We start from the raw sequence: 12,792 nt of genomic DNA, 5'->3' as shown, positions 1-12,792 counted from the left end.
CAAGTGAGCACCTACCTTCCCACGATCAAGCAGCTGCAATATCTCGTTGCGCTGCACGAGCACGGCCATTTCGGCCGCGCCGCCGAGGCCAGCTTCGTTTCGCAATCGACCCTGTCCGCCGGGATTCGCGAGCTCGAGACGCTGCTCGGGGTGACGCTGGTGGAGCGCAGTCGCCGGGTGGTGCGCTTCACGCCCCTCGGCAACAAGGTGGTCGACAAGGCACATCGCCTGCTGCGCGAAGCGGAAGAATTGTCCGACCTGGTGCAGGCGTCCGGCAAGCCGCTTTCCGGCGAATTGCGGATGAGCGTCATCCCGACGATCGCGCCCTTCTTCCTACCGCGAATCCTGCCGCGGCTGCGCAAGGAGCGGCCCCAGCTGAAGCTCTACCTGCGCGAGGAACCGAGTGCCGATGCGGTCGAATCGCTGCACCACGGCCGCGCCGATTGCGTGCTGCTCGCCCTGCCCTTTCCCGCAGGCGAGGTCGAAGTCGAACACATCGCGGACGATCGGCTCTACGTGGCCTTTCCCAAGGACGATCCCATCGACCTGCCCGATACGATTCCCCCGGCCATGATCGACGAGGGCCAGCTGCTGCTGCTGGAGGACGGGCACTGCTTCAAGGATCATGCGCTCGAAGCGTGCGACCGCCCCGAACTGCGCACCAATTCCGCCGTCGTGGGGACTTCGCTGCACACGCTGGTGCAGATGGTCGATAACGGGCTCGGCGTGACGATGCTGCCGCAGATGGCGCTCGATGCGGGCATCCTGCACGAAACCGACGTTGTCGCCCGCCCGCTGAAATCGAAGAATGCCGCGCGCGAGATCGCGCTCATCTGGCGCAAGAATTCACCCCGCGCGGACGAATTCAGGTTGCTGGCGGAAGAACTGCGCGCCGGTTAGGCGGCGACGGCTTGCGCAGTGGCAGGCTTCAACTTGCTGTCGGCGAATTTCTGGAGCTTTCTGGCCGCGATCATCGGTACCACCACCGACAGTGCGATCCCGGCGAGCGAGCAAAAGCCGATCCAGATCGCCATCAGCGTTCCGCCGGCTTCGTAGATGCCGTAAAGCACCGGCACGGCCAGGATCATGCCGCGGACCTCGTTGAAGATCACCGCGCACACGCCAAGCTTTAGAAAAGCCGAGATGAAGGTCGAAAGTGCCGTACCCATGACGGCGCTTGTGACGGAAAATCCTTGATAATCGGTTTATGGGCGAGTGCCGCCGGCCGGGTGACACCGCGTGATCAGTGACGCCGGATCTTGCGATACCTTCCCTTCGCATCGCGCTGGTAGAACAAGTGGACGGTCTCGTCGCGCCGCCACCAGGCAACGGGGTTGAGCCAGCCGAAAAAGCTGCGCCGACGCTCGGAAAGTTCCGCGTCGTCGTCCTCGATGGAATGCGCCTCGCGCATGACCGTGCGCACCATCCAGGCGAGCAGCGCCAGCGCGACCAGCATGGCTGCAGCAAGCAGGATCAGGAGCGCGGTGCCGAGGCTCATGGACGCGGAAATCCTTGCAGACGTACCCGGATACCGCCCCGAATTAATCCTTTCTGCCGGGATTGACCAGTGGCGCCGCCGCAAGCGTGCGTCAGTCCATGTGTTTCAGACCAACGCGAAGGTAATCCCATCCCGTCATGACGGTCAGCACGGCTGCCGCCCACAAGCTCGTCAGGCCGAACGTATGAGGGATGTTGGCATCGATCCCGCCGATCATCACGTTCCAGTTCGGCAGCGCACCACCCAGGATGAGCGAGCCCAGCGCCATCATCTGCAGAGCGGTCTTCCACTTGGCGAGCCGGGTCACGGGTACCGACACCCGCAAGCCGCCGAGAAACTCGCGCAGGCCCGAAACCGCGATTTCGCGCACGAGTATCACCAGGCCCGCTATCACATGGGCATCGCCGACGTAGGGGCCGCGCAACACGCCTTGCGCAGTCAGCACCAGGATGACCGCGGCCACCATGATCTTGTCCGCGATCGGATCGAGGAAGATACCCAGCTTCGAGACCGCGCCGCTCGAACGGGCGAGATAGCCATCGAAATAATCGGTGATCCCCATCAGGCAGTACAGCCCGAAAGCAAGGCCGTAGCCAAGTTCCCAGTCGGGCCACCACAGCAGGAAGGCGAGCAAGGGCACCGTCACGATCCGCGACAGGGTCAGGATATTGGGCAGCGTCAGCATCGCCAGCGGTCTAGCCCGTCGCGCGGCGGGGCAAAAGCATATCCTTTCGCTTGTCCACGCCCGGCAAATCTTTACACCCCCACGCCACACGGCCGCCCCGGAGATTTATGACGACCTTGACGCACATCTTGCGCAGCCGCCGCTTCGGGCCACTGTTCGCGACCCAGTTGTTCAACGCTTTCAACGACAATCTCTTCAAGAACGCGATGGTGCTGTTCGTCGTGTACAGCGTCTACAGTTCCGAGAGCGCGGAAGCGGCTTTCAGCGCACTTGCCTCGGCGCTCTTCATTCTGCCTTTCGTGCTGCTGTCGGCGCTGGCCGGCCAGCTCGCCGACATGCGCGACAAGGCGAGGATCATCCGCATCGTCAAGGCAGCCGAGATCGCCATCATGTGCGTCGGGGCTGCCGGGCTCGTCATGGCATGGCAAGGCATGGCGACCGAGGCCGTCGCCATCCCGCTGATGCTCGTGGCGCTGACCGCGATGGGCGTCCATTCGACGTTCTTCGGGCCCATCAAGTACGCCATCCTGCCGCAGCATCTGCGCAGCGACGAAGTGCTCGCCGGGACCGGCCTGGTCGAGGCGGGGACTTACATCGCCATCCTCGCCGGCACGATCATCGCCGGATGGATACCGGTCGAGGCATCCGCGGTCGGGGTCGTGCTGGTCGCGATCGCCGGATACTTCACCAGCCGCTCGGTGCCGCCAGCGCCTCCGGTGATCCCCGGAGAGAAGCTGGACTGGCATATCGTCAGGGCCTCCGTCCGGCTCGTGCGCGACACGATGCACGTTCGCGAGGTCTATTACGCGATCCTCGCGATCAGCTTCTTCTGGACCATAGGCGCGGTGCTGTTCATCCAGTTCCCGCCGCTCGCCAAGAACGTCATCATGGCGAGCAAGGAAGTCGCCAGCCTGTTCCTGGTGGTCTTCTCCGTCGGCGTCGCGATCGGCTCGGTATCGGTCAACGCGCTGCTGCGGGGCCGGGTCTCGGCCCGCTACGCACCCGCTTCGGTGATCGTCATGGGTCTGTTCGTCGTCGCATTCTACTTCGTCTGCCGGATGTGGCAGGCCGACCAGCCGAGCGAATTGTTGAGTGTCATGGAATTTCTCGCATGGCCGATGGCAAGCGTCTTGCTGCTGTGCCTGCTCGGCATCGCCGTGGCCGGCGGCATGTTCGTGGTTCCGCTCTACGCCTTCCTCACGACGAAGGTCGATCCAGGCCGCGCGGCACGCACGATCGCTGCAAACAATATCGTCAACAGCTTCGCGATGGTGATCGGTTCGCTTCTTGCCATGGGGCTGAGCGCAGCGGGCGTCGGAGTGAGCGAGCAGCTGCTGCTGTCGGCCGCGATGTGCCTGATTTCAGCGTGGCTCGGCCAGCGACTGTTCGTCGCCGAGCAACAGGCAGATGCTGTCCGCGCCAGCGCCGGCCAGAGCCATAGCTAAATCAGGAAGACCAGCACCGCGAGCGTGCAGGCGACATAGGCAGTCGCAAAGCCACGGACATCGTCGCGGGTTAGTCGCCAAAAAGGCCGCGGGTCGAACGGCCGGTCGGCCCGCCGTACGTGCTCCGGCAAACGGGCGAGAAACGGATGCCGAGCGGCCTCGTCCGACAGCACCAGGGCGGAGCGGCGCGGCTTCGCCATATGAGGGTTTGCGGTGTTGCTCATGATCCCGAGTTAACGTTTTGCTAACCATTCGGCACCAGCGAGTTTTCCACTGTCGCAAGTCGGGACATTAACCTTGTTCATGGCGCGCCCAACGCACCGCGATTGCCCCGCCGGAGCGCGCTGGCTACAGCGCTGGGCATGACCGAACATTCCACGCCGCAGGCCGCGCGCCTGCTCGTCGATTGCCTGCTCGAACAGGGCTGCGACCGCATCTTCACCGTTCCTGGCGAGAGCTTCCTGCAGGTACTCGACGCGCTGCACGATACCCCGGCGATCGACCTCGTGACCTGTCGCCAAGAAGGCGGCGCGGCATTCATGGCCTGTGCCGACGGGGCGATGAACGCGGCGGCCTCGGGCCGCCCGGGGATCTGTTTCGTCACCCGCGGTCCGGGCGCGACCAATGCGAGCATCGGCGTGCACGTGGCGATGCAGGATTCGCAGCCGATGATCCTGTTCGTCGGCGATGTCGCGCGCGACATGCGCGAGCGCGAAGGTTTCCAGGAAGTGGACTTTCCCGCTTTCTTCGCCCCGATCTGCAAATGGGCGGCGCGGGTCGACAGCGCGGACCGCATTCCCGAATTCGTCGCCCGCGCCTATGCGACCGCGATCTCCGGCCGTCCCGGCCCGGTCGTGCTCGCCTTGCCCGAAGACATGCTGTCCGACGCGACCGAGGCGCGACCTCGCCCCTTCGTCGCTCGTCCGGCACAAGCCCCCTGCCCCGACGCGATGCAAGCCATGATGGCGATGATCGGCGACGCCGCTTCCCCCATCGCGATCGTCGGCGGCGCGGGCTGGAATGCCAAGGCGAGAGAGTATTTCCAGCTTTTCGCCGAACGGATCGGCCTGCCCGTTGCGACCGCCTTCCGGCGGCAGGACGCGATTTCGCCGTCGAGCAAGGTCTACGCCGGGAACCTCGGTTATGGCCCCAACCCGGGCCTTGTCGAGCGGGTGAAGAATGCCGATCTCGTGCTGGCCGTAGGCGCCCGGCTCGGCGAGGCGACGACCGATGGTTACAGCTTTCCCGCCCTTGCCGGGAAGGAGCGGACCCTGATCCATGTCCATCCCGATCCGGAAGAACTCAACAGCGTTTTCGAAACCGATCTGGCGATCTGCGCGGACATGGGCGAATTCGCCGAAAGCGCGGCGTTATGGGAGGATGGCGACATCCTGGACTTCGATGCCGGTGCGCAAGCGAATGCCGATTGGGAAAGCTGGGCGACGCCCAACCCCGATGGCAGTTCGGGCGACTATCCGCTCGACATGGCGGCCTGCGTCACTTTCATGCGCGACACGCTCCCCGCCGATACGATCATCTGCAACGGTGCGGGCAATTTCTCCGGCTGGTGGCACCGCTACTGGCGTTACGACGGCTTCCCGAGCCAGCTCGCCCCGACCGCAGGTGCGATGGGCTACGGCGTACCTGCAGCGGTGGCCGCCGCGCGCCGATTCCCCGATCGCACGGTGGTAGCGGTCGCCGGTGACGGCGATTTCCTGATGAACGGGCAGGAACTGGCAACCGCGGTGCAGCACGGATGCGACCTGATGGTGATCGTGGTCGACAATTCGGCTTACGGCACGATCCGCATGCACCAGGAGCGTGAATTTCCCGCGCGCCTGTCGGCCACCACGCTTCGCAATCCCGATTTCGCCCAGCTTGCAGCAAGCTTCGGAGGATGGTCGGCCACCTGCTCGACCACCGACGAGTTTCGCACGGCGCTCGTCGAGGCGAAGGGAAGAGACGGAGTTCGCCTGCTCCACTGCAAGATCGATATCGAGCAACTCGCCGCCAGCGGTGCGACGGTCTCCGGCCTGCGCGCGAAGGCGGGCTGACCCGAGCAATCACTGGACAAAAAAAGACCGCCCCATCGGGACGGTCCTTTTTCGGTTATCGATGCAGTTGGCTCAGATGTCGTTGCCGAGCTTGCCTTCGACTTCGCCCTTGAGTTGCTGGGCTTCGCCCTTGGCTTCCTGCTTGCGGCCTTCGGCACGGGTTTCGGGATTGCCCGATTCTTGTTTGATGTTGCCGATGGCTTCGTTGGTGTTGCCTTTGATCTTTTCGGTGAGTTCACCCATGGTGATGCTCCTTTCGTCTGGTTGAGGGGACGCGTCTGCGTCTCTTACCTAACCAACGGAGCCGGGCTGTTTATGTTCCCCATCAAGCCTTTGACATGGAAACAATTTTTTTCCATTCAGCTGGTCGTATTTCGGCCACGGAGAGGCGCGAGAGGCGAACCAGTTCGCAATCTTCGAGCGTTGGTTCGGCCTTGATCTGCTTGAGGGTGACTGGCTGGTCCAGCTTGCCCACGGGCTTCACCTTTACAGCCGCCCATTTGCCTGTCTCGTCGGTCGGATCGGTGATGCCGGCGACGCTTACTTCGACGATGCCGACGATCTCAAGCCCTTCGCGCGAATGGTAGAAGAAAGCCTGGTCGCCGACCTTCATGGCAGCCAGATTGTTCTTCGCCCGATGGTTGCGGACGCCGTCCCACGTGCCTTCGCCTTCCGCGACAAGGTCGTCCCAGCTGTATTTGAACGGTTCGGATTTCAGCAGCCAGTATTGCGGCATCGACGCCTCGGGTTTCGTTACGGGAGAGGCCATGGGCGTTAGCGACCCCCGGCACCGTCTGCCAACCGCAAACCCCGCACTTTCCGCAGGTGTCGCGATTTTCCGCGGTTAACCAGTAATTAGTGCAAAGGCCGCATAGGTTTGCGTCAATCGGTGGAAGTTCGCGAGGGGGCAGGTTTACCGACCGACCGGCATATGCGTCACGACAAGAGCAAATTCTTCCGCACCTTCGGTACCAGCGATCGCGATTTCGTGACGCTCGGTATCGCGGTTGCCGCGATCATCCTGTTCGTCGGGACCGGCGGCAAGGTGCTGCCGCAGATCGTGCGCGCGTGGCAGGGCATCGGCGAGGGACCGGACACCCTGCTGGTCAACGCGGTGCTCCTCAACATTGCTCTGATCCTGCTCGGCTGGCGCCGCTACAAGGAACTGACGCAGGAAATCGACCAGACCCGCGAGGCAGAGCAGGAAGCACGGCTGCTCGCCGAGATCGACCCGCTCACCGGATGTCTCAACCGGCGCAGCCTGACCAGCGCAGTCGACATCATGATCGACCAGTGCGAGCAGAACGGCCAGGCGCTGGCGCTGATCATGATCGACCTGGACAATTTCAAGCAGGTCAACGACCTCAACGGCCACAAGAGCGGCGACCAGGTCCTGCAGCAGGCGGCGACGCGTATCCGTTCGCTCCTGCCGCGCGGCGGGCTGCTGGCGCGCCTGGGTGGCGACGAGTTCACCTGCGTCTTCCCGTTCGATGCGCGCGCTCCCGAACGCGTCGAGCAAATTGCCAACCGCTTGATCGAAAAGGTCTCCAAGCCGATTGAGATCGGCGGGCAGATCGCGGAAGTCACTATTTCCCTGGGTATCTCGGCGAGCGAGCGATCGGGTCAGCCCGCGGGCGGAGATGTCGATGCAAAGGCGCTGATGCACAAGGCGGATATCGCCATGTATCATGCCAAGAAGCAGGGGAAGAATCGCTTCTTCTGGTTCGAGAGCAGCATGGAAAGCGAACTGCGTTTCCGCAACGAGATGATCCAGGGCTTGCGGCGCGGCATCGAGAAGGGCGAGTTCGTCCCGTTCTACGAGCAGCAGATCGACCTCGAGACGGGGAAACTGGTCGGCTTCGAGATGCTGGCCCGCTGGAACTCGCCCGATTTCGGCATCGTCGGACCGGATATCTTTATCCCGATCGCCGAGGAGATGGGCCTGATCGGCGATCTGTCCGAACAGCTGATCGTGCAGGCATTCACCGATGCGAAGAGCTGGGCGCCCGAACTGACGCTGTCGGTAAACATCTCGCCGGTGCAGATGCGTGATCCGTGGTTCTCGCAAAAGCTCCTCAAGCTCCTGATCGAACACAATTTCCCACCGCACCGGCTGGAGATCGAGATCACCGAAAGCTGCCTGCACGAGAACATCGGCATGGTTCGCACGATGATCGCCAGCCTGCAGAACCAGGGTGTCCACGTCAGCCTCGACGATTTCGGCACCGGCTACGCCAGCCTGTCGCAGCTATCGAGCCTGCCGTTCGACCGGCTCAAGATCGATCGCAGCTTCGTGAAGGAGCTTTCCGGCAGCAATTCGGGTGCCAAGATCGTCCAGGCGATGGTGTCGATGAGCGACGGGCTGCACATGCCGGTCACCGCCGAGGGGATCGAGGACGAGAAGATCCTCGAAGCGCTCAAGACGCTCGGCAAGATGAAGGGCCAGGGCTACCATTACGGCCTGCCCGAAAACGGCGAGGCGGTGCGCAAGCGGCTCGCCGAAAGCGGACAGCTGGCGCAGGAAGTTCCTGCCCGCACCGGCACGGCTGAAGATCCCGCACCCGAGAGCCGCACCGCCTGACACCCTCGCGCCTTTACGCGAAGGCGCTCGCGCAATAGAGGCGCGGACACGATGCGCGTCCCCTTCATCAAGATGCATGGTCTCGGCAATGATTTCGTCGTGCTCGACGCGCGCGAGGATTCCCTGCCCGCGCTGGAAGCCGCAGTCGTGGCCGCGATCGCCAATCGGCAAACCGGTATTGGCTGCGACCAGCTGATCGTGCTGGAGCCTTCGGAGACAGCCGATTTCCGAATGCGGATCTTCAATTCGGACGGCGGCGAGGTCGAGGCTTGCGGCAATGCCAGCCGGGCGGTGGCGCTGTTGCATGGCAGGCCCGCGCAGCTTGAGACCGCCGGCGCGACGATCGCAATCTCGCCGGCACAGGGCGGTGCCACGGTCGACATGGGGGAACCACGCTTCGACTGGAATGCGATCCCCCTAGCCTATGCGATGGACACGCTGACTATGCCCGTCGGCTGGGACGGCCTCGACAATCCGGCAGCCGTCAATGTCGGCAATCCGCATGTCATCTTTTTCGTCGGGAATTGCGATGCCGTGCCGCTCGAGACTATCGGCCCGCAAATCGAACGCGACCCGCTGTTTCCCGAGCGCGTGAACGTCAATGTCGCCACCATCGAGAGCCGCGAGGCGATCCGCTTGCGCGTGTGGGAGCGTGGCGCAGGCCTGACGCGCGCCTGTGGAACCGGTGCTTGCGCGACGGCCATCGCGGCTATGCGGCGCGGTCTTGTGGAGCGAACCGTCATCGTCACCCTGCCCGGAGGACCGCTGACGATCGAGTGGACTTCGGACAACCGCATCCTGATGACCGGTCCTGCGACCGAGAGTTTCCGCGGCAGCTTCGAATGGGACGATTTCGCCGGAGCGAATGCATGAAGGGTCCCGAAGTCATCTCGCTCGGCTGTCGGCTCAACATCTCCGAGAGCGAGCGCATCCGCGATCTGCTAGACGGCGAGGACGATGTCGTGGTGGTCAACAGCTGCGCGGTTACGAGCGAAGCCGTCCGCCAGACCCGGCAGGCGATCCGCAAGGCGCGGCGCGCCCGGCCCGATGCGCGGCTGCTTGTCACCGGCTGCGCGGCGGAGGTCGAGCGCGAACAGCTTGCCGCCATGCCCGAGGTCGACGGGCTGATCGCCAATACCGCCAAGCTCGACCCGCGCGCCTGGAATGTCCCGGCGCGCCCTTCCCATGTACCGATGCGCCGCACGCGGGCCTTCGTCGCGGTCCAGAACGGCTGCGACCACGCCTGCACCTTCTGCGTCATCCCGCAAGGTCGCGGTACCAGCCGGTCGCTCACGATCGACCAGGTCCTGCGCGAGGTCGAACGCGACCTTCGTGCAGGCGCACCGGAAGTGGTGCTGACCGGAGTCGACGTGACCAGCTGGGGCGCGGACCTGCCAGGCGCGCCCAGGCTCGGCTCGCTCGTACGCGCCGTGCTGGCGGCTTTTCCCGAGCTGCAGCGGCTGCGGATGTCCTCGCTCGACGGGGTCGAGATCGACCAGGAACTGTTCGACCTGTTCGCTGGCGAGCCCCGCATCATGCCGCACCTGCACCTGTCGTTGCAGCATGGCCACGACCTGATCCTCAAGCGGATGAAGCGCCGCCACAGCCGCGCCGACGCGACAGATCTCGTCGAACGCCTGCGCGAACACCGGCCCGAACTTGCCCTCGGCGCGGACCTGATTGCGGGCTTTCCGACGGAAAGCGAGGAACACCACGCGGCGAACCTCTCGATCGTGCGCGAGCTCGGCATCGTGCACGGCCACGTCTTTCCCTATTCGCCGCGTCCCGGTACGCCGGCCGCGCGGATGCCGCAAACCGATCGCGCCACGATCAGGCGCCGCGCTGCCGAATTGCGAGATGCCGTGCGCGAACGCCGCTCCGCCTGGCTGGCAGGCAAGCTTGGAACGCCGCAGCGCGTGCTCGCCGAACGCGACGGAACCGGCTATAGCGAGACCTTTGCCCGGGTCGCCCTGCCCCACGGCACGCAACCGGGCACGATCCTGACCCTTACGCCCACGACAATCGAAGAAGGCCTGCTGCAATGAGCGAAGGCAAGAGCTGGTCCGAGCGCCTGTTCGGCGGCTTCCGCAAGACATCCGAGCGGCTGACCGAGAACCTCAGCCAGGCGGTCACCACCGCCAAGCTCGACGATGCGACGCTCGACGATGTCGAGGACGCGCTGATCCTGTCCGATCTCGGGCCCTCCGCCGCCGCGCGCATTCGCGAGCGCCTGCGCGAGAAGCGCTTCGGCCTGGAAATCACCGAGCGCGAGCTCAAGGAAGCCGTCGCCGAAGAAATCGCGGCGATCCTGCGTCCCGTCGCCAGGCCGCTGGAGATCACCGCCTTTCCGCGCCCGCAGGTCATCCTCGTCATCGGGGTCAACGGCAGCGGCAAGACGACGACCATCGCCAAGCTCGCGCACCTTTTCCAGGAAGACGATTACGGCGTCATGCTGGCAGCGGGTGATACCTTCCGGGCCGCCGCCATCGGCCAGCTGCAGACCTGGGCCGACCGCATCGGCGCGCCGCTGATCCGCGGGCCCGAAGGCGGCGATCCTGCGAGCATCGTGTTCGACGGGGTCAAGGCCGCAACCGAACAGGGGATCGACGCGCTGGTCGTCGACACGGCCGGCCGGCTGCAAAACAAGCGCGAGCTGATGGACGAACTCGCCAAGATCCGCAAAGTTCTCGGCCGCCTCAATCCGGAGGCGCCGCATGACGTCGTGCTCGTGCTCGATGCGACCAACGGCCAGAACGCGCTCAGCCAGATCGATGTGTTCAAGGAAGTCGCCGGTGTCACCGGCCTCATCATGACCAAGCTCGACGGCACCGCGCGGGGCGGCGTGCTGGTCGCCGCGGCCGAGCAATACGGCCTGCCGATCCACGCGATCGGCGTCGGTGAGAAGATCGAGGACTTGCGACCGTTCGACCCGGACCTCGTCGCGCGCGTCATTGCGGGAGTTGCCTGATGGCCGATACCGGAACGCAAAAGCCCAAATCCGGGTGGCTCAACACGCTGGTCGACTATGGCCCGCTGCTGATCTTCTTCCTCGTCTACAAGTACTACTCGCCCGATGAGCCGGATTCGCTGGTCGAGGTCGCAGCGATGATCAAGGGCACGATCGCCTTCATGGTCGCCGCCGTTGCCGCCCTCGCCTTCAGCCGCATCAAGTTCGGCAAGGCATCGCCGATGCTGTGGTTCTCCACCGTGCTGATCCTCGGGTTCGGCGCGCTGACGGTGTTCTTCGGCGACCCGACCTTCGTGCAGCTGAAGCCGACGATCATCTACGTGTTCTTCGGGGTCGCGTTGCTGATCGGCTATTGGCGCGGAACGGCCTTGCTGAAGATACTGCTCGAGGCCGCGTTCGAAGGGTTGAGCGACGAGGGCTGGCTCAAGCTCAGCCGCAATTGGGGCGTGTTCTTCCTGGTGCTCGCCGCACTCAACGAGTTCCTGCGCTGGTATCTCGATTTCGGCGGCTGGCTGGCGGCGAAGCTGTGGGTCTTCCTGCCGCTGAGTTTCCTGTTCACCTTCACCCAGATCCCGATGCTCATGCGGCACGGGCTCTCGCTGGGCGAAGCGACCGAAGACGCGATCGAGAACGAGCCCCCGACAGGCTAATACTCGCTAGTGGGTGGGAAACGGACGGACATGAATTGCATCAGTCGTCACGGTCCCGATGGCGGAAACGGGCCGTCGCAATCGACCACGGAACAAGGAAGAGCAGCCTTGCAAACGCCTTGAACGACCGCACCGAAAAAAGTGTTCGAAAATATTGAAGCACAGTACAGCGTTAGTACGCTCACCAAATGTCCGCAAATGGGTCGTTAGCGGACGCTCGCTGATCTTTGCGCCGGAGTGTCCGCTATTGGGTGGCTTTCCGTCCTCTATGGGGATTTTTTTTAGCATTCTCGGCCATTGCGATGTGTGCATTCCGAATGGCGCTGCCGGGTAATTCCGCGTCCAACTGCAGGTGCGAGCCGTTCTCACTTTTCGCAATGAACAGGCGGCTCTCCTGCCAATGCAGCAGTGCCAGGATGTCCTGCACGTCCCACTCCGTTTCCAACCATTCCAACGCATAGCGGGTAAATTGCTCGCGAAGGTCGACTGCCGCCTGATCAGCTTCGGCAACAGACGTCACTCGCCAGAGCGTTTCGCACTCCCACCCCCATCGTCCGAGCCGCAAAGGAGGGGCGTCTTTCGGGCAAACTACGCCCCGTATCGGCATTTGGTTCTCATTCGGCCTCGGGCCCGATGGACCCATGGCTATGTGGTGCTTGTGAAACGGATCGTTCTCGAAGCCATAGTGCTCCAATGAGATGGCCATCCTGACGACGAAGGATGCTGTAGTGGCTTGGGCGGTCAGAGCTCGATAGGTGGATAGGCTTGAGATTTCCACGTGATCGATCCTGCCGTACCTATGGCGCCAGAATCTCCGACCTGTCACATCATCAAACCCGGCCTCGACGAGCAGGGGCACAACGTGACGCCTGAGCGCTTTACTCAAGTCCGCGGCTTTCACTTCCATATCT

Annotated in this window: 15 protein-coding genes; 8 read left to right on the top strand and 7 right to left on the bottom strand. The window is 63.7% G+C overall.

From position 1 onward, the window contains the following. Positions 1-3: 3 nt before the first annotated feature. The gene (locus GRI48_RS11735; protein ID WP_160676317.1) at positions 4-900 is read left to right on the top strand and encodes a LysR substrate-binding domain-containing protein; all 897 of its coding nucleotides are present in this window, start codon (positions 4-6) and stop codon (positions 898-900) included. Here the strand turns inward: GRI48_RS11735 and GRI48_RS11730 are convergent. The 3 genes from GRI48_RS11730 to pgsA all read right to left on the bottom strand — a co-directional run bounded on the left by GRI48_RS11730 (position 897) and on the right by pgsA (position 2,183). After that, the gene (locus GRI48_RS11730; protein ID WP_160676314.1) at positions 897-1,169 is read right to left on the bottom strand and encodes a hypothetical protein; all 273 of its coding nucleotides are present in this window, start codon (positions 1,167-1,169) and stop codon (positions 897-899) included. The genes GRI48_RS11735 and GRI48_RS11730 overlap by 4 nt on opposite strands. Before the next feature lie 74 nt (positions 1,170-1,243). Continuing rightward, a complete protein-coding gene (locus GRI48_RS11725; protein WP_160676311.1) occupies positions 1,244-1,498 on the bottom strand; it encodes a hypothetical protein in 255 nt (84 codons plus the stop codon). A 91-nt stretch (positions 1,499-1,589) separates the two neighbouring features. Then, positions 1,590-2,183: a CDP-diacylglycerol--glycerol-3-phosphate 3-phosphatidyltransferase gene (gene pgsA, locus GRI48_RS11720; RefSeq protein WP_160676308.1), complete on the bottom strand. Its 594-nt coding sequence runs from the start codon at positions 2,181-2,183 to the stop codon at positions 1,590-1,592. A gap of 107 nt (positions 2,184-2,290) precedes the next feature. Here pgsA and GRI48_RS11715 point away from each other — a divergent pair, with 107 nt between their 5' ends. After that, positions 2,291-3,628 (top strand): MFS transporter, encoded by a 1,338-nt coding sequence (locus GRI48_RS11715; protein WP_160676305.1) that lies wholly within the window; start codon positions 2,291-2,293, stop codon positions 3,626-3,628. On the opposite strand, the gene GRI48_RS11710 is transcribed toward GRI48_RS11715, so the two are convergent. Next, positions 3,625-3,852, bottom strand: a complete 228-nt coding sequence (locus GRI48_RS11710; protein ID WP_237451919.1) for a hypothetical protein — start codon at positions 3,850-3,852, stop codon at positions 3,625-3,627. The genes GRI48_RS11715 and GRI48_RS11710 overlap by 4 nt on opposite strands. Before the next feature lie 138 nt (positions 3,853-3,990). Here GRI48_RS11710 and GRI48_RS11705 point away from each other — a divergent pair, with 138 nt between their 5' ends. Then, entirely contained in the window at positions 3,991-5,682 is a 1,692-nt protein-coding gene (locus GRI48_RS11705) for a thiamine pyrophosphate-dependent enzyme (RefSeq protein ID WP_160676302.1), read from the top strand. Between the two features lie 72 nt (positions 5,683-5,754). Here GRI48_RS11705 and GRI48_RS11700 read toward each other — a convergent pair whose 3' ends face one another. Together GRI48_RS11700 and GRI48_RS11695 are read right to left on the bottom strand one after the other, a co-directional pair. Then, positions 5,755-5,925 (bottom strand): CsbD family protein, encoded by a 171-nt coding sequence (locus tag GRI48_RS11700; RefSeq protein WP_160676299.1) that lies wholly within the window; start codon positions 5,923-5,925, stop codon positions 5,755-5,757. Between the two features lie 82 nt (positions 5,926-6,007). Next, positions 6,008-6,418: an EVE domain-containing protein gene (locus GRI48_RS11695; RefSeq protein WP_160676454.1), complete on the bottom strand. Its 411-nt coding sequence runs from the start codon at positions 6,416-6,418 to the stop codon at positions 6,008-6,010. A 195-nt stretch (positions 6,419-6,613) separates the two neighbouring features. On the opposite strand from GRI48_RS11695, the gene GRI48_RS11690 reads away from it, so the two are divergent. From GRI48_RS11690 to GRI48_RS11670, 5 genes are read left to right on the top strand one after another with little or no spacing between them, the layout of a single operon-like run. After that, positions 6,614-8,263, top strand: coding sequence for a putative bifunctional diguanylate cyclase/phosphodiesterase (locus tag GRI48_RS11690; RefSeq protein WP_160676296.1), 1,650 nt, complete (start codon positions 6,614-6,616; stop codon positions 8,261-8,263). Positions 8,264-8,314: 51 nt separating this feature from the next. Next, positions 8,315-9,136, top strand: a complete 822-nt coding sequence (gene dapF / locus GRI48_RS11685) for a diaminopimelate epimerase (RefSeq protein ID WP_160676293.1) — start codon at positions 8,315-8,317, stop codon at positions 9,134-9,136. Beyond that, entirely contained in the window at positions 9,133-10,308 is a 1,176-nt protein-coding gene (locus GRI48_RS11680) for a MiaB/RimO family radical SAM methylthiotransferase (protein WP_160676290.1), read from the top strand. The genes dapF and GRI48_RS11680 overlap by 4 nt, the downstream gene beginning before the upstream one ends. After that, positions 10,305-11,231, top strand: coding sequence for a signal recognition particle-docking protein FtsY (gene ftsY, locus GRI48_RS11675; RefSeq protein ID WP_160676287.1), 927 nt, complete (start codon positions 10,305-10,307; stop codon positions 11,229-11,231). Before GRI48_RS11680 ends, ftsY begins: the two co-directional genes overlap by 4 nt. Beyond that, positions 11,231-11,881: an inner membrane-spanning protein YciB gene (locus GRI48_RS11670; protein ID WP_160676284.1), complete on the top strand. Its 651-nt coding sequence runs from the start codon at positions 11,231-11,233 to the stop codon at positions 11,879-11,881. Before ftsY ends, GRI48_RS11670 begins: the two co-directional genes overlap by 1 nt. Positions 11,882-12,125: 244 nt before the next feature. On the opposite strand, the gene GRI48_RS11665 is transcribed toward GRI48_RS11670, so the two are convergent. Next, on the bottom strand, positions 12,126-12,788 hold the full coding sequence (locus GRI48_RS11665) for a hypothetical protein (protein WP_160676281.1): 663 nt from the start codon (positions 12,786-12,788) through the stop codon (positions 12,126-12,128). Positions 12,789-12,792: the final 4 nt, after the last annotated feature.

The organism is Qipengyuania oceanensis, from assembly GCF_009827535.1.
Taxonomy (GTDB): Bacteria; Pseudomonadota; Alphaproteobacteria; order Sphingomonadales; family Sphingomonadaceae; genus Qipengyuania_C; species Qipengyuania_C oceanensis.
The sequence above is the reverse complement of the archived record's forward strand: the minus strand, read 5'-3'. Positions and strand labels throughout refer to the sequence as shown.

Bases quoted from the DNA above. Each gene is read 5' to 3' on its own strand.
- ftsY (WP_160676287.1), top strand. From the start codon at position 10,305: ATGAGCGAAGGCAAGAGCTGGTCCGAGCGCCTGTTCGGCGGCTTCCGC.
- GRI48_RS11725 (WP_160676311.1), bottom strand. From the start codon at position 1,498: ATGAGCCTCGGCACCGCGCTCCTGATCCTGCTTGCTGCAGCCATGCTG.
- GRI48_RS11715 (WP_160676305.1), top strand. From the start codon at position 2,291: ATGACGACCTTGACGCACATCTTGCGCAGCCGCCGCTTCGGGCCACTG.
- GRI48_RS11700 (WP_160676299.1), bottom strand. From the start codon at position 5,925: ATGGGTGAACTCACCGAAAAGATCAAAGGCAACACCAACGAAGCCATC.
- GRI48_RS11705 (WP_160676302.1), top strand. From the start codon at position 3,991: ATGACCGAACATTCCACGCCGCAGGCCGCGCGCCTGCTCGTCGATTGC.
- GRI48_RS11710 (WP_237451919.1), bottom strand. From the start codon at position 3,852: ATGAGCAACACCGCAAACCCTCATATGGCGAAGCCGCGCCGCTCCGCC.
- dapF (WP_160676293.1), top strand. From the start codon at position 8,315: ATGCGCGTCCCCTTCATCAAGATGCATGGTCTCGGCAATGATTTCGTC.
- GRI48_RS11695 (WP_160676454.1), bottom strand. From the start codon at position 6,418: ATGCCGCAATACTGGCTGCTGAAATCCGAACCGTTCAAATACAGCTGG.
- pgsA (WP_160676308.1), bottom strand. From the start codon at position 2,183: ATGCTGACGCTGCCCAATATCCTGACCCTGTCGCGGATCGTGACGGTG.
- GRI48_RS11730 (WP_160676314.1), bottom strand. From the start codon at position 1,169: ATGGGTACGGCACTTTCGACCTTCATCTCGGCTTTTCTAAAGCTTGGC.
- GRI48_RS11670 (WP_160676284.1), top strand. From the start codon at position 11,231: ATGGCCGATACCGGAACGCAAAAGCCCAAATCCGGGTGGCTCAACACG.
- GRI48_RS11690 (WP_160676296.1), top strand. From the start codon at position 6,614: ATGCGTCACGACAAGAGCAAATTCTTCCGCACCTTCGGTACCAGCGAT.
- GRI48_RS11680 (WP_160676290.1), top strand. From the start codon at position 9,133: ATGAAGGGTCCCGAAGTCATCTCGCTCGGCTGTCGGCTCAACATCTCC.
- GRI48_RS11665 (WP_160676281.1), bottom strand. From the start codon at position 12,788: ATGGAAGTGAAAGCCGCGGACTTGAGTAAAGCGCTCAGGCGTCACGTT.